Origin of the sequence: Arthrobacter sp. SX1312 (assembly GCF_002929295.1) — a bacterium.
In the GTDB taxonomy this organism is placed as follows: Bacteria; Actinomycetota; Actinomycetes; order Actinomycetales; family Micrococcaceae; genus Arthrobacter_D.
Genome location: NZ_PJIM01000001.1, coordinates 969,113 through 995,666 on the forward strand (window position 1 = coordinate 969,113; position 26,554 = coordinate 995,666).

The 26,554-nt window shown below is 68.6% G+C and carries 27 protein-coding genes; 4 read left to right on the forward strand and 23 right to left on the reverse strand.

Annotation, left to right across the window (positions count from 1 at the left end; all coding sequences use genetic code 11):
• Positions 1-45 precede the first annotated feature (45 nt).
• The gene (locus tag CXQ92_RS04585) at positions 46-345 is read right to left on the reverse strand and encodes a DUF3039 domain-containing protein (RefSeq protein WP_104165625.1); all 300 of its coding nucleotides are present in this window, start codon (positions 343-345) and stop codon (positions 46-48) included.
• 164 nt (positions 346-509) lie between these two features.
• Between CXQ92_RS04585 and CXQ92_RS04590 the strand changes: the two genes are divergently transcribed.
• On the forward strand, positions 510-1,757 hold the full coding sequence (locus CXQ92_RS04590; protein ID WP_104165627.1) for an HNH endonuclease signature motif containing protein: 1,248 nt from the start codon (positions 510-512) through the stop codon (positions 1,755-1,757).
• A 35-nt stretch (positions 1,758-1,792) separates the two neighbouring features.
• On the opposite strand, the gene CXQ92_RS04595 is transcribed toward CXQ92_RS04590, so the two are convergent.
• The 7 genes from CXQ92_RS04595 to CXQ92_RS04620 form a co-directional block, all read right to left on the reverse strand.
• Positions 1,793-2,458, reverse strand: coding sequence for a hypothetical protein (locus CXQ92_RS04595; protein WP_104165629.1), 666 nt, complete (start codon positions 2,456-2,458; stop codon positions 1,793-1,795).
• 298 nt (positions 2,459-2,756) lie between these two features.
• Entirely contained in the window at positions 2,757-3,419 is a 663-nt protein-coding gene (locus tag CXQ92_RS17785) for a DUF6318 family protein (protein WP_146067382.1), read from the reverse strand.
• 235 nt (positions 3,420-3,654) lie between these two features.
• Positions 3,655-5,217: a transporter gene (locus tag CXQ92_RS04600; RefSeq protein WP_104165631.1), complete on the reverse strand. Its 1,563-nt coding sequence runs from the start codon at positions 5,215-5,217 to the stop codon at positions 3,655-3,657.
• Positions 5,199-6,008, reverse strand: a complete 810-nt coding sequence (locus tag CXQ92_RS04605; RefSeq protein ID WP_258069703.1) for an ABC transporter ATP-binding protein — start codon at positions 6,006-6,008, stop codon at positions 5,199-5,201. The genes CXQ92_RS04600 and CXQ92_RS04605 overlap by 19 nt, the downstream gene beginning before the upstream one ends.
• 62 nt (positions 6,009-6,070) lie before the next feature.
• Positions 6,071-7,183, reverse strand: a complete 1,113-nt coding sequence (locus tag CXQ92_RS04610) for an NADH:flavin oxidoreductase/NADH oxidase (protein ID WP_258069704.1) — start codon at positions 7,181-7,183, stop codon at positions 6,071-6,073.
• Positions 7,184-7,247: 64 nt separating this feature from the next.
• Positions 7,248-8,201: a tetratricopeptide repeat protein gene (locus CXQ92_RS04615; protein WP_104165633.1), complete on the reverse strand. Its 954-nt coding sequence runs from the start codon at positions 8,199-8,201 to the stop codon at positions 7,248-7,250.
• Positions 8,202-8,261: 60 nt separating this feature from the next.
• The gene (locus CXQ92_RS04620; RefSeq protein ID WP_146067383.1) at positions 8,262-9,980 is read right to left on the reverse strand and encodes a hypothetical protein; all 1,719 of its coding nucleotides are present in this window, start codon (positions 9,978-9,980) and stop codon (positions 8,262-8,264) included.
• A 474-nt stretch (positions 9,981-10,454) separates the two neighbouring features.
• Here CXQ92_RS04620 and CXQ92_RS04625 point away from each other — a divergent pair, with 474 nt between their 5' ends.
• Positions 10,455-11,573 carry an AI-2E family transporter gene (locus CXQ92_RS04625; protein ID WP_258069798.1) on the forward strand — a complete coding sequence of 373 codons (1,119 nt, stop codon included), beginning with the start codon at positions 10,455-10,457 and terminating at the stop codon, positions 11,571-11,573.
• 25 nt (positions 11,574-11,598) lie between these two features.
• Here the strand turns inward: CXQ92_RS04625 and CXQ92_RS04630 are convergent, their stop codons facing one another.
• The gene (locus CXQ92_RS04630; RefSeq protein WP_104165637.1) at positions 11,599-12,408 is read right to left on the reverse strand and encodes an alpha/beta hydrolase; all 810 of its coding nucleotides are present in this window, start codon (positions 12,406-12,408) and stop codon (positions 11,599-11,601) included.
• A 61-nt stretch (positions 12,409-12,469) separates the two neighbouring features.
• A complete protein-coding gene (locus tag CXQ92_RS04635; RefSeq protein ID WP_181033549.1) occupies positions 12,470-12,793 on the reverse strand; it encodes a hypothetical protein in 324 nt (107 codons plus the stop codon).
• 97 nt (positions 12,794-12,890) lie between these two features.
• On the opposite strand from CXQ92_RS04635, the gene nucS reads away from it, so the two are divergent.
• Positions 12,891-13,586: an endonuclease NucS gene (gene nucS, locus CXQ92_RS04640; protein ID WP_104165639.1), complete on the forward strand. Its 696-nt coding sequence runs from the start codon at positions 12,891-12,893 to the stop codon at positions 13,584-13,586.
• Between the two features lie 32 nt (positions 13,587-13,618).
• Positions 13,619-14,827, forward strand: coding sequence for an N-acetylglucosamine-6-phosphate deacetylase (locus CXQ92_RS04645; protein WP_104165641.1), 1,209 nt, complete (start codon positions 13,619-13,621; stop codon positions 14,825-14,827).
• A gap of 32 nt (positions 14,828-14,859) precedes the next feature.
• Here the strand turns inward: CXQ92_RS04645 and CXQ92_RS04650 are convergent, their stop codons facing one another.
• From CXQ92_RS04650 to CXQ92_RS04710, 13 genes are all read right to left on the reverse strand, one after another.
• A complete protein-coding gene (locus tag CXQ92_RS04650) occupies positions 14,860-15,291 on the reverse strand; it encodes a DUF2550 domain-containing protein (RefSeq protein ID WP_104165643.1) in 432 nt (143 codons plus the stop codon).
• A 10-nt stretch (positions 15,292-15,301) separates the two neighbouring features.
• Positions 15,302-15,595: a F0F1 ATP synthase subunit epsilon gene (locus CXQ92_RS04655; RefSeq protein WP_104165645.1), complete on the reverse strand. Its 294-nt coding sequence runs from the start codon at positions 15,593-15,595 to the stop codon at positions 15,302-15,304.
• 5 nt (positions 15,596-15,600) lie between these two features.
• On the reverse strand, positions 15,601-17,064 hold the full coding sequence (gene atpD / locus CXQ92_RS04660; RefSeq protein ID WP_104165647.1) for a F0F1 ATP synthase subunit beta: 1,464 nt from the start codon (positions 17,062-17,064) through the stop codon (positions 15,601-15,603).
• A gap of 85 nt (positions 17,065-17,149) precedes the next feature.
• Complete coding sequence (locus CXQ92_RS04665; protein ID WP_104165648.1) at positions 17,150-18,043, reverse strand: F0F1 ATP synthase subunit gamma; 894 nt, start codon at positions 18,041-18,043, stop codon at positions 17,150-17,152.
• 92 nt (positions 18,044-18,135) lie between these two features.
• A complete protein-coding gene (gene atpA, locus CXQ92_RS04670) occupies positions 18,136-19,770 on the reverse strand; it encodes a F0F1 ATP synthase subunit alpha (RefSeq protein WP_104165650.1) in 1,635 nt (544 codons plus the stop codon).
• A 99-nt stretch (positions 19,771-19,869) separates the two neighbouring features.
• Positions 19,870-20,682, reverse strand: a complete 813-nt coding sequence (locus CXQ92_RS04675; RefSeq protein ID WP_104165652.1) for a F0F1 ATP synthase subunit delta — start codon at positions 20,680-20,682, stop codon at positions 19,870-19,872.
• A complete protein-coding gene (locus tag CXQ92_RS04680; protein ID WP_104165654.1) occupies positions 20,682-21,251 on the reverse strand; it encodes a F0F1 ATP synthase subunit B in 570 nt (189 codons plus the stop codon). Before CXQ92_RS04680 ends, CXQ92_RS04675 begins: the two co-directional genes overlap by 1 nt.
• Before the next feature lie 50 nt (positions 21,252-21,301).
• Complete coding sequence (locus CXQ92_RS04685) at positions 21,302-21,517, reverse strand: ATP synthase F0 subunit C (RefSeq protein ID WP_104165655.1); 216 nt, start codon at positions 21,515-21,517, stop codon at positions 21,302-21,304.
• A gap of 75 nt (positions 21,518-21,592) precedes the next feature.
• On the reverse strand, positions 21,593-22,414 hold the full coding sequence (gene atpB / locus CXQ92_RS04690; protein ID WP_104165657.1) for a F0F1 ATP synthase subunit A: 822 nt from the start codon (positions 22,412-22,414) through the stop codon (positions 21,593-21,595).
• Between the two features lie 88 nt (positions 22,415-22,502).
• Positions 22,503-22,817, reverse strand: coding sequence for an AtpZ/AtpI family protein (locus CXQ92_RS04695; protein WP_104165658.1), 315 nt, complete (start codon positions 22,815-22,817; stop codon positions 22,503-22,505).
• A gap of 1 nt (position 22,818) precedes the next feature.
• Positions 22,819-23,328 carry a hypothetical protein gene (locus CXQ92_RS04700; protein WP_104165660.1) on the reverse strand — a complete coding sequence of 170 codons (510 nt, stop codon included), beginning with the start codon at positions 23,326-23,328 and terminating at the stop codon, positions 22,819-22,821.
• Positions 23,329-23,475: 147 nt separating this feature from the next.
• Positions 23,476-24,498, reverse strand: a complete 1,023-nt coding sequence (locus CXQ92_RS04705) for a glycosyltransferase family 4 protein (RefSeq protein WP_104165662.1) — start codon at positions 24,496-24,498, stop codon at positions 23,476-23,478.
• Positions 24,495-26,402, reverse strand: a complete 1,908-nt coding sequence (locus CXQ92_RS04710) for a nucleoside-diphosphate sugar epimerase/dehydratase (RefSeq protein ID WP_104165664.1) — start codon at positions 26,400-26,402, stop codon at positions 24,495-24,497. The genes CXQ92_RS04705 and CXQ92_RS04710 overlap by 4 nt, the downstream gene beginning before the upstream one ends.
• Between the last annotated feature and the right edge of the window lie 152 nt (positions 26,403-26,554).

Genomic DNA, 26,554 nt, shown 5'->3' on the forward strand with positions numbered 1-26,554 from the left:
CGACCATGGGCCGACGCCGAGTGGCGCTCCGAAGGTCCGCCGCTGTCAGTCCTTCGGCTTGTCGTTGCCGGGGCGGAGACCATTGTAGATCTCCTTGCACTCGGGGCAGACGGGGAACTTCTCGGGATCGCGTCCGGGGGTCCACACCTTGCCGCAGAGGGCGATCACGGGCTCGCCGGTGAAGGCCGACTCCATAATCTTCTCCTTGCGGACATAGTGCGCGAAGCGCTCTGCGTCGCCGGGCTCGACCTCCTGGCGGACTTCCTCCCGCTCGATGGTCGCAGTCGAGCCACCGGTGCCGGGATCGCGTGGATCGTTTGCAAAGGGATCAGCAGGCATAGTCATGGAGCCAGTCTATCGCCCGTCCCCCGCGCCCTCGAGGCCCGGGAGCACGCCCCGCATATCGGCGTCCGGAGTACGCCCGACCCCGGAATCGCATTGTCCGAGGGGCGCGACAATGGACTGGCGAGCGCCCGGATAATGTCGGTGGCGGGCGGGAGAATGTCTTCATGAGGACGTCGACGGAACACGGGGTGGAACTCGATCGGATATCCGCTCGGATCACCGAACTGAGTGCCGAGAAAGCGCGGATCGACGCCGAACTCGCCGCGAGTACCGAAGAATTGCGGAAAGTCTTCGAGACGAAGATGATGGACCATTTCTGGCCCGGTCGGCCCGGACCGCACCGCACCAATCTCGCCGACACCACCACCGCCACGGAGATCGCCTGCCTGCTGCGCATCTCCGAACGCACCGCGCACCGTCTGGTCCAATACTCCGCCCTGCTGGTCAACTACCATCCCCGGACGCTCACCGCCCTCCGCGACGGTACGATCTCCTGGCCGCACGCCACCACACTCCTGCACGAATACCTCGGCCTGCCCCACCACGCCGCCGCCCGCCTCGAAGAGGCCCTGCTGCCCATCGCCGCGGACACCACCGTCTCCCGCCTGAGCTACCGGGCCCGCCAGCTCCGTACTCAGCTCCACCCCGAAGCCCTCGAGGAGCGCGCCCGCACCGCGGCCCAGGGACGGCGCGTGGACTTCGAACCCGCCGACGACGCCATGGCCTGGCTCCACGTCCACCTGCCGGCCACGGATGCCGCCGCCATCGATGCACGACTCACCTCCACGGCTCGCGCCCTCCAGGCACCCACCGAACGCCGAACGCTCCCGCGGCTGCGCACCGACATCCTCACCGATCTCCTCCTCGGCGAGCCCGAACGCCAGGACGGCATACCCGGGCCCGATTCCGGCCCGGTGGCACCGGACGGATACCCGGTCCGGGCGCACATCAACGTCACCGTCCCGGTCCTGACCCTGCTCGGTGTCGACGACGCCCCCGCGGATCTGGAAGGCTACGGGCCCATTCCCGCCGACCTCGCCCGCCGGCTCGCCGCTCACGCACCCTCCTTCACCCGGCTCCTCACCCACCCCGAGACAGGGGCCGTCCTCAGCGTCGGGCGCACCACGTACACCGTTCCCGCGGACCTGAAGAAGTGGTTGCGGGTCCGCGACCGCACGTGTCGACACCCGGGGTGCAGCGTCCCCGCGGCCCGCTGCGAACTGGACCACACCACCCCCTGGTCCCGCGGCGGACCCACCAGCCACGACAATCTCGCCCACCTCTGCCGCAAACACCACATGCTCAAGAGCGAAGGCCTCTGGCACTATGACCAGCCCGCGCCGGGCACCCTCGTAGCCACCTCACCTGCGGGCAGGACCTACGCCTGCGATCTTGAGCCTCCACCCTTCTGATTGGAACCACCACGTCGCAGGAGAACATCGGCGGGCTATCGGGTAGGAGCTTCGCAGCCGATCCCTCGGGGATTCTCGATACAGTTCTCGCTCACGTTGTGCCCCTTGGTGCGCCAGATACTCATGAGGTGGGGCTCCGACACGACCGCCGCCTGACCGGCGACCGGCTGGAAGGGCCCTCCATCCACCGAGTAGTCACCGGCGAAGAAGGTCGTCAGCGTGAGCTGGAAATCACCGGTCTGCGTGTACTGGTGGCTCGTCGGCGTCTGGGTGTCGAAGGCAGCCCCGTCCACCGGGCCTCCCGGGGTGGACGTCGTAGCGCTGGTCCCGTCGCCGTAGTTCCACTGGTAGGACACAGGGCGGGCCTTCAACACGATGGAGGCGTCCTGGAACTCGAAGGTGAACTCCTGCTCCTGCGCCTGCGCGTAGATGTTGGAGTGCGCATTCCTGAGCCCGAAGTTCGAGGGCTGCGACACGATGGTCGCTGCAAGGACGGGCTGCTTCTGGAACTCTTCGAGGGTGATCACGATCGGTATCTCCTCGGCGACCTCTGCTCCCTCGACCGGCGGTGCGGGGGGCTCTCCGGGATACATGCAGGACGACCTGCCGGTCGGCGTCCGAGTTGCCGGCTGTGCGTTGTTGTTCACCTCGATCCAGTTCACGAGGATGCCGTCGTCCTGGGCGTCGCACTGCGCGTCCATGCGAGGGCAGGTCGCCGGATCCAGGGCACTCCCGGCGCCGGCAGTGCAGGCGCGGACGTAGGTGTAAGAGATCGTGTCGTCCTGAGGAAGTACAGCGGGCTGGGCATCAACCCGCTCGACTACGTCCGCTCGTTTACCCCCTCCAACGACCTGTCTTATGGTATTGCTGGCATTGACCCACCCAGATTCGGAGATCCCAGCCGATGGACCACTTTCTTCAGCAGATGCGGGCAAGGGGATAGCAAGGATCGCAAGCGAGAGAAGAACAAGTGCGGTAGATTTCTGCGCCGTAGTCATTTCAGGTGCCTTCAGGCGATCCGAAATCGAGCATTACCCAGCGGCCATCTTCCCAAAAAGCAATAGAAACTCCGACGATCGAATCCGTATTATCTGTCCGCTTAAGTTCCAGGCCACTCGAGTCGTAGTAAAGTATGTTTGCCTGCTTGATATCAATGAAGGAGTTGATTGACCCTTCGGTGTTTCCTATAAAGTCTGTACTGGTCGATTTCAGAGATATCTTTCCCCCTTCGATCCAGCCGCCATTCTTATAGTGCTCCTGAACCTCCGCCTTAAGGTTGCCGCAGGTTCTACAACCAGGGTCCGTCGCCTCATCAAATTCTGCCCAGTCATTCGTCTCGTAGCCGTAGGAGAACAGCTCGAGCCAGTACTCCGTGAAGGCCTCGAGACCTTCGGCCGTGTTCTGGTCCGCGAGCGCCGGCTTCACTGGGACGGGGATGTTGGTGGCCGGACCGGCCGACGACGCCGGCGATGGTTCAGGTGCGGCCGAAGGGGTGGACGCCCCAGCGGTCGAGGGCACGGCCGTTGACGGCGGCGGATCGGAAGTCGGTGCGGGCGAGGCGTCCGCACCGTTCTGGCAACCGGTCAGAAGCGCCAGCGCCACTGCTGCCCCGGCAAGGATCGGTGCTGCCCGTCGATGGCCCTCTGCACGCACAGGAAACACGCAACTCCCCCATCACTTCGCCGATCTCGCCGGAATGGGCCTCAGCATAGCCCGGAGCAGTCGGCGTCCAGAAGGTTATGCACAGCCGGGAGGGCAGCCGCACTACTCGAGTCGAACCACCCTTGTCAGGCGGATCTGCTGGCCTTAGGGTGACCGCCGGCGTACGTCCGGACAGCCCGCCCGGGCCGGGGGAGCGCTCCGGGGCAGGAGACCTGCGCGGCAGGTGGCCAAACCTTCAGCGGTTCGCCGAGACCGCCAGCAGCAGTTCGGGAGCCCTGCGGTCGTACCATCGGCCTCCGGTCCGGATCCCGACCACCAGCAGGACTGCGCCGAGAACCACTCCGACCAGCAGGCTCAGCCACCCGAACAGTGCGTCCCCGGTCACGAAGTAGGCGATCGTCAGGGCGATCTCCGGCAGCGCCAGCAGCAGCATGACGATCCAGCCGATGAACTGCACGGCGAACATCAGGAAGTTCGTTCCCGGCGGTGTCTTGAAGGCGCTCTCCCCCGGGAGCGGAACGTTGTAGGTATAGCGCGCGGACACGAGGCTCGACAGCCCGGTCCCAGCCAGTAGGAGACCGATCCCCAGGCCGAGCATCACCGGCAGGTCCTCGAGCCGTCCCATCATCAGCAGCGGACCCACGGTGAACACCAGGGTGGTCGGCACCGCGAACACCAGCAGTGCGAGCGCCCGGCCCAGACGATCGTCGCGTCCGCTGACGCCCGTCGAGAGGTGCAGGCTGAACGCCGTGTTGTCGTAGGAGATGTCGGCGGAGATGGACCAGGCCAGCAAGAATGCCGTGATCGGACCGAGGTACGCGAGGGCCCCGCCTCCACCGCCCGAGAAGAAGAGCAGCACGGCAATGAAGGGGATCACCGCGAGCGAGGCGGAGTAGCGCGGATCCCGGAGCCAGTAAGTCAGGGCACGCGCGGCCACAGCACCCGCGGGCGTGGGCGGGAACCGGCCGAGCCACCCCAGGTTCCCACCCGCGCGCTTGGCCACGGCGTTGTACGGAGGAGTGACCAGCGCGTGGCTGAGGCTGCGGCTCCACAGCAGGAGGAACAGACCGAGCGTCCCGAGGCCGATCAGGAACCGGAGCGCAGCGATCCCGGCGTTGCCGGCGGCGACGTCGGCGGGCGCGGCCCACAGCGCACCCAGCGGCGTCCAGGCGAGGACGTCGGCCAGCGTGGCGGCGAAGCCGGGAGAGTTCTGGAACCCTGCCGTCACTCCCCCGATGATCGGCCCGAGGAAGATCAGCGGGATGAAGGCGACGATGCCGTTGATGTCCTTGAACCTGCGCGAGCCGGTCATCGAGGACACCGCCGTCGTCACCAGCCGTGAGGCGACCACACACAGCAGGACGGCGACCAGCCCGCACACCAGCGCGGTCACCGCCGCGGCCGGATACCGGATCCAGGTGAACACCTGCGCCAGGGCGGCGACGAGGGTCACGACGCCCGGGATGCCCACGAGTCCGCCGAGCACGAGCCCCGTGAGGAGCTGCCGCTGCGGGATGGCGAAGGTCACGAACCGTGCGGGGTCGAGCGTCATGTCGATACCGGTCGCTGCGATCGGGATCACGATCCAGCCGAGCACCACGGCGGATCCTCCGAGCACGAGGACGGTCCGGATGAACTCGGGGTCGGCTGCACCGAGGAACACGAGCCCGACCACGATCGTCCCCAGGACGCCGAGCCCGTACAGGCCGCCGAGGATCACGCCGACCAGTTGCGCGGTGCTCCGCTTGAGCGAGTTGCGCAGGAGGAGGAGCTTCAGCTTCAGGAGGTCCGCAACCACGACAGCCCCTCCGACGTGTTGCGTCCACCCACGAGTTCGACGAAGCGGTCCTCCAGCGTCGCGTCGCCGCGGACCTCGTCGATCGTCCCTGCGGCGAGGACGGTGCCCGCGGCGATGACGGCGACGTGGTCGCACATGCGCTGCACGAGGTCCATGACGTGGCTGGAGACGATGACCGACCCTCCGGACTCCACGTAGCCGGCCAGGATGTCGCGGATGTTCGCGGCCGAGACCGGATCCACGGACTCGAACGGCTCGTCGAGAACCAGCAGGCGGGGGGCGTGGATGAGGGCGGAGGCGAGCGCGATCTTCTTCGTCATGCCCGCCGAGTAGTCCACCACGAGCGTGCCGGCGTCGTTCGCGAGATCGAGCGCACGCAGCAGGTCGCCGGTCCGTTCGGCGACGGTCTCACGGTCCATGCCGCGCAGCAGTCCTGCGTAGGTGACCAGCTGCTCACCGGTCAGCCGGTCGAACAGCCGGACGCCGTCGGGCAGGATCCCCATGAGTTTCTTGGCTTCCAGCGGCCGGCCCCAGACGTCGACGCCGTGGACGAGCACCTGCCCGAAGTCGGGGCGGAGCAGACCCGTCGCCATCGAGAGTGTGGTGGTCTTGCCGGCACCGTTCGGCCCGACGAGCCCGTAGAAGGACCCCTGCGGGACCTCGAGGCTGACGCCGTCGACGGCGATCTTCTCGCCGAACCGCTTGGCCAGCCCGCGGATGCTGAGGGCGGCGCTGCCGGCTCGCCCCCCGGGTTCGTTCTCGACGGATGGCGACGGCGCAGGGGAACTCATGGCTCCACGCTAGCAACGCGCCGCTCCGCCGATCGTCATCCCAAAGGAGGAAAAGGGCGTCGTCAGTAGGACCCGGCACGCTCGTACTGCGGGGCGGGTGCCAGCTCGTGTCCGAGCTCGTGGGCAGCGCGCATCCACCAGTGCGGGTCGCGCAGGGCGGCCCGCGCGATGAGCACGACGTCGGCCCGCTCCCCGCGGATGATCTCCTCCGCCTGGCGCGCATCATCGATGAGGCCGACGGCGCCCGTCGGGACGCCGGAGGACCGCACCTCCTCGGCGAGTGACACCTGATAGCCCGGCCCCACGGGGATGGCGGCGGCCGGGACCGCACCGCCCGAGGACACGTCGACGAAGTCGACGCCCTCCTCGGCCGCCCGCTTCGCCAACCGGGCGGAGGTGTCGCCGTCGAGCCCGCCCTCGGTCCAGTCCGACGCCGAGATGCGCAGCAGGAGCGGCATGCCCTCCGGGATGGCCCGGCGGACCGCCCGGACGACCTCCAGCATGAGCCGGAACCGGGCCTCCTCCGAGCCACCCCAGCCGTCGGTCCGCGTGTTGACCAGGGGTGAGAGGAACTGGTGCAGCAGGTAGCCGTGCGCGGCGTGGATCTCCATCGTGTCGAACCCCGCGTCCACGGCGAGCGACGCGGCGGCGCCGAAGTCGCGGATGACGTGCTGGATGTCGTCCTCCGTCATCGCGCGCGGCGCGGCATACGCACCGAACGCCTCGTCCGTGGGACCGAGGGTCTGCCAGCCGCCGTCGGCCTCCGGCACCGAGTCGCGCCTGCCGCTGAACGGCCAGTACGTCGAGGCCTTCCGGCCGGCATGGGCGAGCTGGACCGCGGTCTTCGTGCCGACGGCGCTGTGCTCGTGGATGAAGTCGTTGATCCGGCGCCACGCCTCGGCCTGCTCCCGCGTGTAGATACCGGCGTCGCGCGGGCTGATCATGCCCTCGGGGCTCACCGCGGCCGCCTCGGTGATGATGAGCGCCGCACCGCCGAGGGCGAACTGCCCGAGGTGCACGAGGTGCCAGTCGGTCGGCACGCCGGCGGCGCCGACGGGGTCGCACGAGTACTGGCACATCGCTGCGACCCAGCCGCGGTGCGGCAGCTCGAGGGATCGGAGCGTCAGCGGATCGAACAGGCCGGGCACGCCGGCCGGGGAAGCTGCGGGAGTCATCGTGGTCCTCCGGTGGAGAGTGGGTCGACGCCGGGGCGCCCGGCAGGGCGTCCGGGAGAAGCGCCTAGAACAGGGCTCGGGCCAGCGCGCTGCGCGCCTTCGTCACGCGCGGGTCCGTGACGCCGACGACGTCGAACAGTTCCAGCAGCCGCCTGCGGGCCGCTTCCCGGTCCTCGCCGGAGGTCCTGCCGATGAAGGCGATGACGCGGCCGAAGGCGTCCTCGACATGCCCGCCCGTCAGGTCCAGGTCGGCGACGGCCAACTGGGCCTCCAGGGCGTCGGGCTCGTCGGCCCCGCGCTGACGGACGCCGGCGGCGTCGAGGTCCTGGACGCGCTCCATGAGTTCCACCTGCGCGAGGCCGGCCTTCGCGTCCGCGTCGGCCGGCTGCTCCGCGAGGGCGCGACGGTACGCGATCGCGGCCGCCCCGTAGTCGCCGCGCTCGATCGCATCGAACGCCTCCTGATGGAGGGGCGGCAGCGGCGGCTCCTCCGCGCCGGCCGGTCCGGGCTGGGAGCCGTCGTTGAGCGTCCCGGTCACACCGTTCGCCTCGGCGACCTTCATCAGCTCGTCGAGGTAGGCGCGGATCTGGGGGTCCGGGAGGACACCCTCGAAGAGGGGGACGGGCTGGCCCTTCACCACGGCGACGACGGTCGGCGCACCCTGGGCCTGGAAGGCCTGCGCGATCTGCGGCTGCGCCTGGAGGTCGACGTTGGCCAGCAGCATCCGCCCGTCGAACTCGACGGCGACGGCCTCGAGCACAGTGGTGACCTGGGTGGACTGGTCGCTGTAGGTGGCGCGGAGGTTCACGACCACGGGCACCTGCGACGAGAGCTGCACGAGCTGCGGGAAGGTCTGTTCCGTCACCTCGACGATGTACGGGCTCGGCGCGGCGGCCTGGCGTGCCGCGGCCGGCCGTGCGGACGCATCCGCGCGCGCCTTGAGGGCGGAGAGGTCCACCGCTCCCCGCAGGTTCATGCTCGACGGCGGCATCCCGCCCCGCTGTGCTGGTGTGGACAATGCTCTGCCTTTCTGTGACTGCTACTGGTTGGAGCCGGAGAGGACCGGGAAGGGCGCGGGTCAGCGGAGGGTGGCCGACAGCAACTGCTGGGCGGCACCGATGACCCGGATCCTATCCTCGCTGCCGGCGGGCGGTACGTACATCATCACGGCCTCGCCGGAGTTGACGTCGATGCCCTTCCCGCTCACGGCCTTCCCTGTCAGTGACTGGTACACCGTGCCCTTGAGGTCGATCGTGTCGCCGCGTGCCTTCGGGACGCTGGAGTAGGTGTGGGTGAGGTATCCGAAGACCATGGCCCCGCCGTCACCGGTCAGGAGCGCCTGCGTCTGGTCCTCCTGTGCCGCGTGCGTGAAGGTGATCCTCGCCGCCTTGTTGCCGGGATCTGCGACGACGTCGGCCTGGAACCCGGTGATCGCCTCGGCGAAGGAGTTCTCCTCGAACGTCTCCGCGTTCGGGCCGGAGGGCTTCGTGAGGAAGTCGGCGATGGACGCGACGGAGGCCTGCGGTGCGCTCGCCAGGACGCCGGCGTCGTCGAGGGGCACGGGTCCGGTGGCGCCCGGAGCCGGCGGCGAGGGGAACGTGCTGCCCGGCAGCATCTGCACGGCCGAGGTCAGCCGGTAGTTCTCCCGCGGCGCCTCCTGGACCAGCAGGAGCGCCTGCGGCACCGGGTTGTCCTCGCCCTGCGTCAGGGCGACGATCGTCCGGGGCCACCCGGTACCCGTGGGGACCATGTCGAGCAGGAGCGGCGTCGCGGCGACGGGCACGGGCGCCGTGGCCTCCTTGTCCTTAGCGCCCACCGCGTAGGCGCCGGTGCGGAGCTCGAGGGCTGCGCCGTCGACCCGAGGGGCGAGGAGTTCCGCGTCGGCGGCCGCGTCGGCGTCGGTCACGGTGGACGCGACGGCTCCGAGGATGCGGTCGAGCTGGGCGTCGAGGACCACGGGAGGTCCGCTGGCCTCGCTGCCGGCCGACGGCGCCCCGTTGACGGCGGCCGCGGAGGACGGCGCGGGCGACGGCGTCGTCGTCGCCATCGAGGGAGCGATGCCCAGGAGCGACCCCGACCCCACGAGGCCTGAGACCAGAAGGGCCGCGCCGGGGGCGGCGATGCGGGAGGCTCCGCCGGGAGTGCCGGCCGCGGCGTGGCGGCGGGCGTAGGCGCGCGTCCCCTCGACGGGTGCGGGCCGGTGCCCGTTCCCGGGTCGGCGGGGCGGGATCAGGAGGAGCGCGATGCCGAGCACGACGACGACTGCGCCGCCGATGATGAGCGGCAGGGCGAGGGGGGTGGACTGGTCGTTGGGAGTGGTAACGGACACCTGCGTGGGGGCGGGCGCGTCGCCGTCGGCCGCGAGCAGGATGGACCAGTCGCCTTCGATGGGCGCGTTCCAGCGGTAGGTCAGCGATCCGTCCCCGGATTCCTCCGCGATCCAGAGATCGCTGCCGCGCGGATCCGGTACGGAGTCCTCGCCCTCGGAGAATCCGGATGCCAGCGCCTCCTCGCCGGGCCCCGTGATACTCAGGTGCGCTGCGTCGCCCACCCACGCCTCCACGTCGGACGCACGCCCGACGGCGAGGGTGAAGGGACCCTCGGCCTCGACCGTCACCTCCACCGGGCCCTCGACGTCCCCTCGGGCGCCGGGCTCGATCACCGTGACCGGTCCGGCCTCGGCGTCCTGTGCGACGCCGGCGGTCACGGTCTCGGCAGGAGCCCAGACCGTCCGCTGTCCGATGCCGAGGAGCATCAGCAGGAGCCCTGCCACGATGATCGGTACTGCTGTCTTCACGCGCACTCGTTGCCTATCGTTGTCCGTGACGGCGGACCGCGTGGCCCCTTCCGCTCTGATTCCGCTCGGGTGGTGCCGCATGCCGCTGCGGCCCCACCCCGGAACAGTTCCTCAATGGTAACGACAATCGTCCGACCGATCCGGCCCCGCGCGAGCCCGGCGCACCCGGACCGTCGTTCGTCAAGAACCCGGCCGTCGGGACCCGGCTGTTAGGGTTTCGCTAGTCCTTCCTCCCGCGGCCGGACACCGCGTACGTGAAAGCAGAGCCCTTCGTTGACAGACCCCCAGGACGTCCCGCTCGATCAGCCGCTCCCGCGGCCCGAGGCGTCCGCGAACGGCAGCGACGAACGGTCGACCGACGATCAGGCACGGCCGGCCACGCGGCCGTCGTCGGCGTGGCGCTCCCTCTTCACCCTCGCCCGGAACTCGTTCCCGTCCGCCCAGCCGCGCCCCCGCTTCGAGTTCCCGCCGGACGTGGAGCCGTCCGAGGTGGCGGTGGACCATGACGTGTCCCTGGCCGACGAGCGCCTGAAGTTCGGAGGCAACAACGCGCCCACCATGCGCGCGCACCCCATCCACTTCGGTTTCATGATGAGCGTCGGCGTCGGGCTCGCGCTGCTCGCCTTCTTCATCATCACGAATGTCGGCCAGCTCCTGGTCTGGATCGGAGCGGCGCTCTTCATCGCCCTCGGCCTGGACCCGATCGTCCGCTGGCTCGAGACGAAGTACGTCCCGAGGCCCGCCGGCATCGCCGTCTCGCTCCTGATCCTCATGGGCGTGGTGGTGGGGTTCTTCGCGCTGCTCATCCCGACGATCGTGAGCCAGACCTCGCAGATCGTCGACCGCGCGCCGGGCTACGCGGACAGCTTCCTGAACTCGGAGTTCTTCACCAGCGTCGACCGGCAGTTCCAGGTCCGCGAGCGCGTCAGCTCCGAGATCGACAAGTTCTTCGCCAACAGCGAGGCCGTGGGCGGGATCTTCGGCGGCGTCCTCGGGGTGGGGACGGTGATCGTCAACGGGCTCTTCGGAGCGCTCGTGATCCTGGTCCTCGCCCTCTACTTCCTCGCATCCCTGCCGGGCATGAAGAAGTGGGCCTACCGGCTGGCCCCCCGCTCCCGTCGGCCGCGCGTCGAGGTGCTCTCGGAGGAGATCACGCGCAGTGTGGGTCTCTACGTCATCGGCCAGGCGTGCGTGGCGCTGCTCAATGCCACGTTCGCGTTCATCGTGATGTCGATCGCGGGTGTGCCGTTCTCCGTGCTGCTGACCTTCGTCGTCGTGCTCCTGGCCTTCATCCCGCTGATCGGTGCGGCCACCGCGGCCGTCCTCGTCTCCCTCATCGCCCTGACGGTGGGCTGGCAGACGGCCCTGCTGTTCGCGATCCCGTACGTCGCCTACCTGCAGTTCGAGGCGTACTTCATCTCCCCGCGGATCATGCACCGCGCGGTCGCGGTGCCCGGGGCTGTCGCGGTGATCGCGGTCATCGCGGGCGGCAGCCTCCTCGGCGTCCTCGGCGCCCTGATCGCCATCCCGACGGCGGCAGCGGTGATGCTGCTGCTCAAGGAGGTCTTCATCGCCCGCCAGGACCGTCTGTAGACCGGTCCGCCGTGCGCGGGCCCGGTCAGCGCGTTGCCGGCGTGGACGGTGCGACGGCGGCCGGGCCGGTCCACTGCGTGGGCAGCGGGAGGTCCACCTCGGGGCGAACGACGCCGACGATCTCGTTGAGGGCGCGCGCCGCGTACTTCTCCCCCACCCACAGGTGCTTCGCCCCGTCGATGCCGACGACCTCGGCCTGCGGCACGCGGGAGAACCGGGCGGCGGCAGCGTCGGGCACCAGGTAGTCGTCGAACTCCGGCACCAGGACCTTCAGGGGCAGGCCGCTGGCAGCCCAGGCGTCGAGGTCGGCGTCGCCCGCGCGGTGCAGCGGTGGCGACAGCAGGATGGCCCCCTCGACGAGTTCCGCCACCGGGTCCTGGGCGCCGTACTTCAGGCACAGCTCGGTGCCGAAGGACCAGCCCACGAGCCAGATGTGGTGCAGCCCCTGCGCCACCGCCCAGTCGACGGCCGCCTGCAGGTCCAGCCGCTCGCCGTCGCCGCCGTCGAACTCCCCGTCGCTGCACCCGCGCGGGGAGCACGTGCCGCGCGTGTTGAAGCGCAGGACGGCGACGTCGGCGAGGGCGGGCAGCCGGAAGGACGCCTTCCTGTAGACGTGGGAGTCCATGAAGCCGCCGTGCGTGGGCAACGGGTGGAGCGTCACGAGGGTGGCCTTCGGGGTACGGCCGCCGGCCGGCGCGGCGAACTCCCCCACGAGCGTCAGACCATCGGCAGTGTGCAGCTCGATGTCGCGCCGATCGGCGGGCAGGACGGTGGACGCGCGGATCTCGATCGGCTCGTCGGTGGTGGAGGTGTGGTCGGTGCTGTCGCTCGCCATGCCCCCAGTCTAGGTCGGGGCGGGCCGACGCCCGGCGCGCGAGGGCTGGACGCGTGCGCGGTCAGTAGCGGAAACTCCGCGTCTGCCAGCACCGCACGTGCCAGTGCCTGCGGTCGGCGAGGGCCGTCTCGGGGCCGAAGAGCGAGTCCTCCCGCCACACCACGAGGTGGGCGATCCCCGGCAGGATCGATGAGTTGCACCCGGGACAGGTGTAGGTCTTGGCGGCGTTCCGCTCCGTGATGCGGCGCACCGACCACTCGCCGTCGGGCGCGCTCTCACGGCTGGGGATGCCCGCACGGGCGCGCTCGAGGTCCAGTTCGGGCGGCGGGGTCCACTTGCTCCGCGCACCACCACCGGGTCGGCTGGGTCGGTTGAAACGGGGCACCGCTCCAGTCTGCCACCCGGCCCGGTGCTGAGGCGGTCCTACCGGGGACCGGTCCGCGAATCATGCGCTGCGCTCCCCGCCCGGTAGAGTCGTCCCCGTGCGTCTTGTCATTGCCCGCTGCTCCGTCGACTACATCGGCCGCCTCCGCGCCCATCTCCCGCTGGCCACCCGGCTCCTCATGGTGAAGTCGGACGGCTCCGTGCTGGTGCACTCCGACGGCGGCTCGTACAAGCCCCTGAACTGGATGAGCCCGCCGGCGAACCTCCGCGTGAGCGCGCCCGACGAGGCCGATCGCGCCGAGGGCATCACCGAGGTGTGGACGGTGCAGCACGCCAAGAGCGACGACCGGCTGGTCATCAACATCCGCGAGCACCTGCACGATTCCTCCCACGACCTGGGCGTCGACCCTGGCCTCGTCAAGGACGGTGTGGAGGCCGACCTGCAGCGCCTCCTCGCCGAGCAGATCGAGTTGCTCGGGGCAGGGTTCACGCTGATCCGGCGCGAGTACATGACGGCCATCGGTCCCGTGGACATCCTCGCCCGCGACGCCCAGGGCCGCACGGTGGCCATCGAGCTGAAGCGCCGGGGGGACATCGACGGCGTCGAGCAGCTCACCCGCTACCTCGAGCTGCTGAACCGCGACCCGCTCATGGCCCCCGTGCGGGGTGTGTTCGCGGCCCAGCAGATCAAGCCCCAGGCCCGCGTGCTCGCCACGGACCGCGGCATCGACTGCCTGACGCTGGACTACGACGCCATGCGCGGAGTCGACGACAGCGCGTCCCGGCTCTTCTAGGGCGGCCGCGCCCGGCCCCCTACACTCGGACCATGGCTCTCTCCAGCAGAACGCCCACCGCCCTGTCCGGCCGACTGGTGACCGGCGAGGGGATCGTCGACGACGGCGTCCTGCGATGGCAGGGCTCACGCATCACCGAGGCCGGGACGTCGCACGGCGGCGCACCCCCGGAGCAGCTGCCCGAGGGCTACTTCATCCTCCCGGGACTCATCGACCTGCACTGCCACGGCGCCGGCGGGGGCGATTTCACCTCGGGCTCGGACGCCGACATCGCAGGCGCCGCGGCCCACCTGCATCGCAGTGGTTCGACGACGGTGCTCGCGAGCACGTGCGCGGCGCCGCTGGTGGACCTCGAGGCCGCTTTCGGCAGGCTCGCGGGGGCCGCGGAGTCGGGGCTGATCGCCGGCATCCACGCCGAGGGTCCGTTCCTGTCGAAGAAGCGCCACGGCGCCCAGGATCCGGCCTTCCTGATCCTGCCCACGCAGGAGGACGTCGCGCGCCTCGTCACCGCGGGCCGAGGGCACCTCACCTCGATGACGTACGCCCCGGAGCTGCCGGGCTGCGACGTCCTGGTCTTCGAACTCGTGACCCACGGCGTGATCCCCTCGATCGGGCACACGGACAGTTCGACGGAGGAGACCTCGGACGCCCTGGACCTCATCAACGAGGAACTCGCCTCGACCGGTTTCGCGGGCTTCAGCGGACGCCCGACGGCGACGCACCTGTTCAACGCGATGCCCGTGATGCATCACCGCTCCCCGGGTCCGGTCCCCCTGCTCCTGCAGAGGGCGCGCGCCGGGGAGATCGCCGTCGAACTCATCGCCGACAACGTCCATCTCCACCCGGAGACGATCCGCATGGCCTTCACGATCGCGGGCTCCGAGAACATCTGCCTCGTCAGTGACTCAACCGCGGCAGCGGGCCGCACGTCCGGTGAGTACCGCCTCGGTCGGGCCGCCATCACCGTCGTCGACGGCGCGGCCGTGCTGACGGCCACGGGTGTCCTGGCCGGCGGTGCCGGGAGCCTGCTGGACATCGTCCGGTGCACGGTCGGAGCGGGGGTCGACGTCGTCGACGCGGTGCGCGCAGCGACCGCGGTGCCCGCGATGGTCCTGGGGCTCGGCGACGAGGTGGGCAGCCTCCACGTGGGGTTGCGCGCCGACGCGGTCGTGGTCTCGCCCGACCTCCAGCTCAAGGGCGTACTGCGCGACGGGACGTGGGTCAGGCCGATCGAGGACTGAGGCGGGCGCCTGCAGGACGACGCCGCCGGGGATCAGCGCCAGGTACCGATGCCGATGACGGGGCCGGCCTCGATCCAGGAGGAGAGGCCCGCGTACACGTCGTAGCGCATGGCGAGGTCGAACGGCTCGCCCTCGTGGGCCAGCTGGACGATGATGGCGCCGGGCTGGATCCGCACGCGTTCGGCTTCGGTGGGCGCACGCCAGCCCTCGACCTCGAGGGAGCTCCGGAGGAACCGGAACTTCGGGATGGGGCTCAGCGAGAGCAGGCTGAGCCACTCCAGGTGATTGTCCGTGTAACGACAAACCCCCACCCGCCATCCCTGGGGAGGGAGGCGGATGGAGGCGTCGAATGTGCCGAGGGCACGATTGAGCTGGAACCGGCGGAGGAGGAATGCTCCGATCACGAGCACGAGCAGGCCGAAGGCGACCGCAAGGCAGATGAACGTCACACCCAGTGCCTCCATGCTGGAAGGCCTAGGCGGATTCCGGAGTCACCGAACCGCCGACCCTGGCGTTGTCCGCCACGATCACGACGCGGTTGGAATCGACCGAGAAGAATCCTCCGTCCACGCCGACCACCAGGCGCTCGCCGCTGACCGGTTCCACCGAAATCTCGCCGGCTTCAAGGATCGCGAGGATCGGTGCGTGACCGGGGAGGATCCCGATCTGTCCGTTCGCCGTGCGTGCGTTGACCTTGCGTGCCGCGCCCGACCACACGAAGTGGTCGGCCGCGACAACTTCGACCTCGAGTTCGCCCTGTGATGCCATGGGCGTTACTTACCGGTCTGCTGTTGGATCTTGGCCCACTGGCGCTCGACGTCATCGAGTCCGCCGATGTTGAAGAACGCCTGCTCCGCGATGTGGTCGAGGTCGCCGTTGCAGATCGCCGCGAAGCCCTCGATGGTGTCCTTGATGGAGACCGTCGAACCCTCGACGCCGGTGAACTGCTTGGCGGTGTAGGTGTTCTGCGAGAGGAACTGCTGGATGCGGCGCGCACGCGCGACGACGACCTTGTCCTCTTCGCTGAGCTCGTCGATGCCGAGGATCGCGATGATGTCCTGCAGTTCCTTGTTCTTCTGCAGGATCTGCTTCACGCGCACGGCCGTGTAGTAGTGGTCGTGGCCGATGTACTGCGGATCCAGGATGCGCGAGGTCGAGGCGAGCGGGTCCACGGCCGGGTACAGGCCACGGGACGCGATCTCACGGGAGAGCTCGGTGGTCGCATCGAGGTGCGCGAACGTGGTTGCCGGAGCCGGGTCGGTGTAGTCGTCGGCGGGGACGTAGATCGCCTGCATCGAGGTGATCGAGTGGCCCTTGGTCGAGGTGATGCGCTCCTGCAGGAGACCCATCTCGTCGGCCAGGTTCGGCTGGTAGCCCACGGCGGACGGCATACGGCCCAGCAGGGTCGACACCTCGGAACCCGCCTGCGTGAACCGGAAGATGTTGTCGATGAAGAGCAGCACGTCCTGGTTCTGCACATCGCGGAAGTACTCCGCCATGGTCAGGGCCGAGAGCGCCACGCGGAGACGCGTTCCGGGTGGCTCGTCCATCTGGCCGAAGACGAGCGCGGTGTCCTTGAGGACGCCCGCCTCCTCCATCTCGACCCAGAGGTCGTTGCCCTCACGGGTGCGCTCGCCCACGCCGGCGAACACCGAGGTGCCACCGAAGTTACGGGCCACACGCGTGATCATCTCCTGGATGAGCACGGTCTTGCCGACACCGGCACCACCGAACAGGCCGATCTTTCCACCCTTGATGTACGGCGTCAGCAGGTCGATGACCTTGATGCCGGTCTCGAGCATCTCCGTCGAGCCCTCGAGGGAGGCGAAGCTCGGGGGCTTGCGGTGGATGGGCCAGCGCTCCGTGATCTGCAGCTCGGACTCGTCGACGTCGAGCGGCTTGCCCAGGACGTTGAAGATGTGTCCCTTGACGCCGTCGCCGACGGGCACCGAGATCGCCGCTCCGGTGTCCTGCACCACGGTCCCCCGGACGAGGCCGTCGGTGGCCTGCAGGGAGATGGCGCGCACGAGGTTGTCGCCGAGGTGCTGCGAGGTCTCGAAGGTGATCAGGCGGGTCTCACCGTTGAGAGTGATCTCGGTGGTGAGGGCGTTGTACATTGCGGGGATTGCGTCGGCCGGGAACTCGACGTCGACAACCGGGCCGATGACACGTGCAATACGGCCGGTGGCGCCGGGGGCAACTGAGTCCGTACCGTGTTCAACAGTCTGGGCAGTCATCTCTCTCACTTCATTTACGTAGATGGCGTGGAACTAAGTCTAGCTGTGCACCCGGCACCCTCGAGGGCCCGGATGGGGAGGTGCGTCAGGAGGCGCTCAATGCGTCCGCGCCGGCCACGATCTCCGAAAGTTCCTGGGTGATCTCGGCCTGGCGGGCCGTGTTGCGGAGGCGGGTGTACTTCTTGATCAGCTCCGTCGCGTTGTCGCCCGCGGACTTCATCGCCCGCTGGCGGGCGGCGAGTTCGCTCGCAGCCGCCTGCAGCATGGCAGCGAAGATGCGCGATTCGATGTAGCGCGGCAGGAGGGCGTCCAGGACCTGCTCCGGCTCCGGTTCGTACTCGTACAGCGGCAGGAGGTCACCCTCCTGGGTGACTTCCTCCTCCACGACCTCGAGCGGGAGCAGACGCATGACCGACGGCTCCTGCACGACCATGGAGCGGAACTTCGTGTAGACGACGTGGATCTCGTCCACTCCGCCGTCCTCGTAGTCCTTCAGGAATGCCGCGAGCAGCGCCTCGCCGACCTCGCGGGCCGTGGAGAACTCGGGAGCGTCGGTGGAACCCGTCCATACCTTCTCGTAGTCGCGGCCACGGAAATCGAAGTAGACCTGGGACTTCCGGCCGACCAGGAAGGCCTGGATCTCTTTGCCCTCCGATCGGAGCGTCTCGAAAAGACCCTCCGCCTGCTTGAGCGCGCTGGCCGAGTACGACCCGGCGAGACCGCGGTCCGAGGTCATCACCAGGACGGCGGCACGTCGGACCTCGCCGTGCTCGGTGGTCAGCGGGTGGTCTATTTCAGACTGCGACGATACGGCCGAAACGGCACGGGTGATCGCGTTGGCGTACGGCAGTGCCGCCGCTACACGCGAACGTGCCTTGCCGATGCGAGAAGTCGCGATCAGCTCCATCGCCTTGAAGATCTTCCGCGTCGACGTGGTCGAGGCGATCTTCTGGCGGTAGACCCGGATCTGGGCTCCCATTGTTGTCCTTTCCTTCGCCCCCGCTACGGGAAGCGATCAGGCCAGGGTCCTGCCGACGGGAGGGGCCGTGCCCCTCCCGTCGTGCAGATCCTCTAGCGCTTCTGTCGAACGATCTTCTCCTGCTCGACCGAATCCGCGTCGATCGCCTGGAATTCCTCGTGACCTGCGCCGAAGCCGTCCGCGCCGGCGCCGAAGAAGCCCTGCTTGAAGCCGGTGATCTGCGACTTCAGCTCCTCGGCGGTCGAATCCTCGAGCTTGCCCGTCTGGGCGAGCGTGGTGAGGATCTGCGACTTGTGCCCGAGGTGCTCCAGGAACTCCGTCTCGAAGCGGTTGATGTCCTCCACCGGGACATCGTCGAGGTGGCCGTTGGTCCCGGCCCAGATGGACACGACCTGCTGCTCGACCGGCATCGGCGAGTACTGGCCCTGCTTCAGCAGTTCCATCAGGCGTGCGCCGCGGGTCAGCTGCTGGCGTGACGCCGCATCCAGGTCCGAGGCGAACATGGCGAAAGCCTGCATGTCGCGGTACTGGGCAAGGTCCAGCTTCAACGTGCCCGAGACCTTCTTCATCGACTTCACCTGTGCGGCACCGCCCACGCGGGACACCGACACGCCGACGTCCACGGCGGGACGCTGGTTGGCGTTGAAGAGGTCCGACTGCAGGAAGATCTGGCCGTCGGTGATGGAGATGACGTTCGTCGGGATGTACGCCGAGACGTCGTTCGCCTTCGTCTCGACGAGCGGGAGGCCCGTCATCGAACCGGCACCGAGCTCGTCGGAGAGCTTGGCACAACGCTCCAGCAGGCGGGAGTGCAGGTAGAACACGTCGCCCGGGTAGGCTTCGCGTCCCGGCGGACGCCGCAGCAGGAGGGACACCGCACGGTAGGCCTCGGCCTGCTTCGACAGGTCGTCGAACACGATGAGGACGTGCTTGCCGCCGTACATCCAGTGCTGCCCGATGGCGGAACCGGCGTAGGGGGCGAGGTACTTGAAGCCCGCAGGGTCGGAGGCGGGAGACGCGACGATGGTCGTGTACTCCAGGGCGCCCTTGTCCTCGAGGGTCTGGCGGACGGCGGCGATGGTCGACGCCTTCTGGCCGATGGCCACGTAGATGCAGCGGACCTGCTTGTTCACGTCACCCGAAGCCCAGTTGGCCTTCTGGTTGATGATGGTGTCCACGGCGATCGCGGTCTTGCCGGTCTGGCGGTCGCCGATGATCAGCTGGCGCTGTCCACGGCCGATCGGGATCATCGCGTCGATGGCCTTGAGGCCGGTCTGCATGGGTTCGTGCACCGACTTGCGCTGCGTGACGCCAGGAGCCTGGGTCTCGAGGGCACGGCGTCCTTCGGCGACGATCTCACCGAGGTCGTCGATCGGCTGGCCCAGGGGGTCGACGACGCGACCGAGGAAGGCGTCACCGACGGGAACCGAGAGGATCTCGCCCGTCCGGTGTACTTCCTGGCCCTCTTCGATCCCGTTGTAGTCACCGAGCACGACGACACCGATTTCTCGGGTGTCGAGGTTCTGGGCGAGTCCGAGCGTGCCGTCCTCGAACCGCAGCAGCTCGTTGGCCATGACGGAGGGAAGACCCTCGACACGGGCAATGCCGTCACTGGCGGTGGTCACGCGGCCGACTTCGACGCGCTCCGCGTTTCCGGGCTCGTAGGACGCCGCAAAGTCGTTCAACGCACTACGGACGTCTTCGGCGTTGATGGTCAATTCGGCCATCTCAGTCCCTGCTCTCCTGTGTTGTGATCACCATGGGATGCGTGGCGACCGGTGTGTGATTCAGTGGGTGTGGCGCGGATCGGATAGGGCGCGAGCGCCCTATCCCGCCAGCTTGCGGCGCAGTTCGGACAGCCGCGTGATGACGGTCGAATCGACCATCTCGTCGCCCACGCTGACACGGACTCCGCCGATCAGTGTGGGGTCTACCTTGACGTTGACCTTGAGCTCGCGGGCGTACATCGCGTTGAGGCCGGACTCCAGCCGATCGAGCTGGCTTGCCGTCAGCGGACGGGTGACGCTGACGTTGGCAATCCAGCGCTGCTGGCGCGCGGCGACCAGTTCGAGGAACCGTTCGACGAGGATCGCGGGCTTGAGTCCGCGCGGCGAGCGCACGGCCTGGCTGATGAGGAGCCTGCCCGCGGGCCCGGCCTGCGGCACGAGCTTCAGGCCGAGGACGACCTTCGATTCCGGGGTGGCCTGCGCATCCGAGAGCGCCCTCTGCAGGGCGTGGTTCGAGGCGACCACCTGGGTGAAGGAGTACAGCTCGTTCTCGAGCCGGTCCAGGCCCTCCACACCGCTTCCCTGCTCGGCCACCGCGATGACCACGGTCGCCGCGAGGGTCTCCAGGGCATCACCGATGTCGCGGGCGTTGGCCCACCGCTCGCTGACGAGGTCCCTGACCACGGCTGCGGCTTCGGACGAGACACGGCCGGCGATCAGCTGGTCGACGAGCACCGCCTTGTCCTTGCCGGTGCGGGACGGGTCGGTGAGCGCACGGCGCAGACCGGCGTTGGTGTCGAGGATCGACAGCACGCCGAACAGCTCTTCCGCGAGGCCGAGGGTTGCGCCCTGCAGTCGGGACTCCAGCCCTTCACGGACCGTTGCCAGGGACTGGCTCGATACTCCTGCCATTACTTCGCCGCACCTGCACTGTTCGAGACCGCACCCTGCGACGAAGTCTCGAGGTCGGCGAGGAAGCGGTCGATGACGCGGGAGGAACGGGCGTCGTCGGCGAGGGACTCCCCGACGATCCGGCTGGCCAGATCGGTCGCGAGCGTACCGACCTCGGTACGGAGCGAGACCACGGCGGCCTGGCGCTCGGCCTCGATCTGCACGTGGGCCTGCTCGGAGATGCGTGCCGACTCCGCGGCCGCCTTCTCCTTCAGGTCCGCGAGGATCTGCGCACCTTCGGCGCGCGCTTCCTCACGGATGCGGTTGGCCTCGGTGCGGGCATCCACAAGCTGCTGCTTGTACTCCTCCAGCGCCGCGTTGGCTTCCGCCTGGGCGGCTTCCGCCTTGGCGATACCACCCTCGATGGCAGCCGTTCGTTCTTCGAACGTCTTCTCGAATGCCGGCATGACGTACTTGATGACGATGAACATCAGCACGGCGAAGCCGGCCAGTGTCACGAGGAACTCCCACCAGTTCGGTGCGAGCGGGCTCGAGCCCTCCTCCGCCGCCATAATCGCTGCGTTAAGCATTTTTCACCCGTCTTTCTTCAGCTTGTCTTCGGTCGGTCAGGGCGGCCTTGTCAGGCGCCGATGACGAAGGCGAAGACGAGGCCCAGGATCGCGAGGGCTTCGGTCAGCGCGAGGCCGAGGAAGGCGATGGGCTGGAGGACACGCTGTGCCTCAGGCTGGCGAGCTACGCCATTGATGTAGGCCGCGAAGACGAGACCCACACCGACACCACCGCCGATTGCGGAGAGACCGTATCCAACGAGGTTGAGGCTACCCTGTACTTCCATTGTGTTCCTTTCAAGATGCCGCCTTGATGCGACAGGTTGTTTGGGATCATCCCCGACGGGGAAGACTTGTGTGAATCAGTGGGCGTCGGCGTTGAGCGCGCCTTCGATGTAGATCGCGGCCAGCAGCGTGAAGACGTAGGCCTGGAGGACCATGATCAGGGCCTCCAGCATGTACATCGCGACGGCGCCGAGGAGGACCAGGACGCTGGTGCCCTGCAGCAGGATGTTGCCCGTCATCACCATGTACTCGATGGCGGATCCAGCGAGGGTCACGATCAGGTGGCCGGCGAGCATCGTGGCGAACAGTCGCAGCGAGTGGGTGACCGGACGGACGATGAAGTTCGAGATGATCTCGATCGGCACGACGATCGGCAGGATGTACCAGGGGACGCCCGAGGGGACGACGGCCAGCTTGAAGTACCGCAGGCCGTGCTTCCGGATACCGATGCCTACCCAGAGGAGGTAGAAGATCGCCGCGATGGCGTAGGCACTGCCCGGGTGCGAGAAGGTGGGCAGCTGCAGGAACGGGATGGCCCCGAAGATGTTGTTCACCAGCACGAAGAAGAAGGCGGTGAAGAGCCAGGGGACGTACTTCATGAAGTCCCGGCCGCCGATGATGTCCTTGCCGATGGAGTTGCGGACGAAGCCGTACGCCGACTCACCGAGGAACTGCACCTTGCCGGGGACCATCTGGCGGCGTCGTGACGCGATCAGGAAGAAGGTGGCGATGATGACCACGGACAGGATGACCATGAGCATCTGCTTGCCGAAGCCGGGGTCGAACCAGACGCCGTAGGGGTCACCCCAGGGGAGGATGTCCCGGTAGTGGGTGTCCTCGATCGTCGGGGCTACGAATCCCTCTTCGGTAGTTGCGGCCGGGAGCGCAAGCGCGATCAACGCGTTTCCTCTCTGCAGTGTCCATCGTTGGGCAAGATCTGTTCGGCCGCAGCGTGACTGGTCCGACTCATGAAGTTATGGGGATTCACTACGGTTCTTCCTCGGCACCGGGCGTCGACCGGGATCCGCCGTGCGGATTCGGTGTGTGGTTCCGGGTGAGGTTGTGCATGTGGGAGAGATAGAAACCCCCTGCTGCACCTAAGAACGCTCCCGCCAGCACCAACCAGCGCGTGTCGAGGAGATTATCCAGCCCCCAGCCTATCAAACTCCATACCGCGATCCCGCCAATCATGTAGCTCAGGACGGCGATGCCGGCGTTGTAGCCGCCGTTGGAGAAACGGGCCTCGCCCGGCGCCGGACTGCCGTCGGAGGGGTCGTCGGGACCCGGGGAGACACCGCTCATATCAGGGTCCTTCCGGTGGCCGCGTGGTCGGGCGCGTCGCGGCCGTCCCGGGCTGGTCGTCGTAGAGGGGCGTGCGGAGCCGCGAGAACGCGACGACCTCGGCCACTTGCCAGACGATCACGGTCGCGAGGGCGCCCCAGAAGAACCACGTGCGCTCGAGCCAGTCCGGGGTGCCGAACAGGAACAGGACGGCGCCGAATCCGACGACCTTGATGGCGTAGGTGACGGCGAACAGTCCGAGCGCCCCGGACGGATTGGTTTTGCCCGTGAAGTGGCCGATCAGGAGGCTGATGCCGAAGAACACGATGACGAGGGCCGCGCCGAACAGCACGCTCAGGCCCGCGGCCGGTGAGGCCGCGACCAGTGCCGCGGCAGCAAGCAGGACCGCGGTCGCCGCGCCCCCGGCGGCACTCCACCCGAGGATGCGGAGCCAGGGACTCCGGGTGGGTCCCGACGCCGGGATGAGCGTGGCGTCGTCGGCTCCGGTGGCCGGGTTCTCCGGTCGTGGCACGTGCTGTCCGCTCTGTTGGCTGCGCCGTGGGCGCCCTGCTGGTCCCCGGTCGACGGCGTCGTGAGGGTTGGAGCCGGATGCGCGGGACCGCAGGTCACCGCGCCCGGCGCCTGAAATTCTACCCCACGGCGGGGTTCGCGCCCCTGCTCAGGCCCCCACCGCCGTCCGACGACGGGCGATGGCACGGAAGATCCTCGGCGAGAAGAGGTACAGCGCGACCACGGCCGCGGCGAACAGCGAGGTGGACACCGCGAGGGGTGCGGCGGCGGTGGCGAGCACGAAGCCCGCGGCCCCGGTGAGCGCGGACAGGACACTCACGAAGAGTGCGACCTGCACGTGGGTGAGCCCGGTGTCGGTGAGCCTCTGGTACACGTGCTGACGGTGTGCGACGTAGAGACGCTCCCCGCGTCGTGCCCGGCGCAGGAACGTGGTGAACGTGTCGGCGAGATAGATGAGCACCGGCGAGAGGAGGTACTCGAGGTAGACGCCCGCGAGGAGCCCCGTGACCGCGATGGCCGCGACCGACGCTCCGAGCAGGTAGCTGCCGACGTCGCCCAGGAACACGAAACCCCGGCCGAGGTTCCAGGGCAGGAAGCCCGCGAAGGCGGCCGCGACCACGAGCCCCGCGACCGTCAGCCACAGCTGGTCGCTGAGGACCCCTGCCCACGAGTAGAAGAGGCCCACGACCATTCCGTGCATGCCGGAGATCCCGTTGATGCCGTCCATGAAGTTGGCCGCGTTGATGTAGGTGGCCACGGCGACGGCCCCGACCGGCACCCACCAGTAGCTGCTGTCCTCGATCGTCGTGGCGAGGACGATCGTACCGAGCGCACCGATCAGGAGCTGCGCGGCGGCGCGCACCCTGACGGACAGTCCCCTGAGGTCCTCGATCCAGCCGAGCGTCGCTGCGGCGGCCACCATGCCGATGACGACGAGCACGAGCGAGCGGTCGACGGCGACCAGGCGGATGGCGAGGGAGACGGCGAGGGCCACGAGGATCGCGATCGCGACGGCCATCCCCATGCCCCGGATCACGACGGTGCTGTGCGAGGAACGGCTGTTGGGGATGTCGACCACGCCCCACCGCTTCAGCAGGGGCTTCACGACGAAGGGCAGCGCGAGGGACAGTCCCAGGGCGACGAGCCCGACGATCACCAGCTGCGCGGTCATGCGACGGGCCCTGCGGTGCCGGCGGTGGACGGTGAGGTGCGGGCCGAGTGCTCCACGGCGTCACCCAGGAGGACACCGATCTGCCCCTGCCCGAAGCCGCCCTCGGCCTTCCAGCGCTGGAGGCTCAGCGTCTCCGGATGCAGCGGCGCCACCGACGTGTGGGAGATCTTCGGGTGGAGGGGGCGGGAGTCGTTCTCACCGACGCCGATCAGGTCCTCGTGCATCTTCTCGCCGGGCCGCAGGCCCGTGAAGACGATGTCGATGTCCTTGCCGGACATCGCGATCATGCGCTGGGCGACGTCGAGGATCTTCACGGCCTCGCCCATGTCGAGGATGAGGACCTCCCCTCCCCTGCCGATCGCCCCCGCCTGGACGACGAGCTGGCAGGCCTCGGGGATGGTCATGAAGAAGCGCGTCACCTCGGGGTCGGTCACGGTGATCGGACCGCCGTTGCGGATCTGCTCGGTGAACAGCGGGAGCATGGACCCGCGGCTGCCGATCACGTTGCCGAAACGGACCGACACGTACCCCCTGCCCGTGTCCTCCGCATGCCACGAGGTGAGTTTCTCGGCGACGCGCTTGGAGTGCCCGAGGACGCTCGTGGGGTCCGCCGCCTTGTCCGTGGAGATGTTGACGAAGTTGGTCACGTCGACGGCGGCCGCGGCACGGAGGACGTTCAGCGAACCCTGGACGTTGGTCTTCCAGGCTTCCTCCGGATACTGCTCCAGCAGCGACACGTGCTTGAGGGCGGCCGCGTGGAAGACGACCTCGGGCTTGCGGTCCTCGAAGATGTTCAGCAGCGCGTCCGCGTCCCGGATGTCGGCGAGGACGGTGTCACGACCGGTCAGCAGGCCGCGCCCGGTGAGGGAGATCTGCGTGGACTGGAGGCCCGTCTCGTCGCGGTCGAGCATGATGAGCTCCGCCGGGGCGAAGGTCGCCAGCTGGCGGCACAGTTCGGAGCCGATCGACCCGCCGGCCCCGGTCACGAGCACGCGCTTCCCGGTCACGTACCCGGCGACCTCGTCCGGATGGATGTCCACGGGACGGCGACCGATGAGGTCCTCGACGGCAACCTCCCGAAAGTCCGCGATGGCGGCGCCGGCGGCGCCGAGCATGTCCCGCAGCGGTGGCAGGACGAGCACCCTGATGCCGAGCCCCGCGACGAGGTCGGAGACGCGGCGCACCTGTGCGGCCTCCACCTCCGCGAACGCGATGACCAGGACCGAGGCCTGCGTCCTCGCCACGATGTCGCGCAGGTCGTCGACCCGCCCGAGGACCGGCACGGTGGAGAGCCGCAGGTGCTTCTTGGCAGGATCGTCGTCGATCAGGCCGACGGGGAAGTAGGGAGAGCCCGGGTCCTGCATCATGCGGCCCACGAGCGAGTTGCCGAGGAACCCCGCCCCGTAGATCAGCGTGCGCTGCGCGTCCTCGCCGGGCTTCGCCTTGCTCTCCACGTACATGCGCTTCAGGTAGCGGGTGGCGGCCAGGAACATGCACGCGAAGGGGAAGGCGATGATGCCGATGCTGCGCGGGACCTCGATCACCGTGAAGAACGCGACGCTGACCAGCACCAGGATGACGGCGACGAGCACCGCCACGATGACGAGCAGCTTCGCCTCGTGGAAGCTCCCGAAGCTGTACCTCCCCCGGTACAGCGCGAAGCTGAGCCCCACCACCAGCTGGGCGACGACGGCCACCGCGCAGAACGTGGCGATACCCGGGACGTTGATCTCCTTGACGAGGAGCTCGTAGCGGAGGATCAGCGCGAGGAGGATGGCCACGATCCAGGCCGCGGCGTCGAGCAGGTACTGCGACCACAGCCAGATCGCCGGTTTGTCGCCGGAGGAGGCTACGGCCGTGGAGCCGGGTGTCCGGGCGGAGGCCCGGCCTTCGTTGAGTCCCATGATTCCTAACGGTGTCATGCAGGCGTCCACCGCGTCACCGGGCGTGGCTGCGGCCCGGAAGCCCCGCACCCGTGGTGTGGGGACACGTCCGACCGGGGCTGGAACACGGTGTAATAGACTGCTATTACCCCAGAATACTAACTGCCCCACCT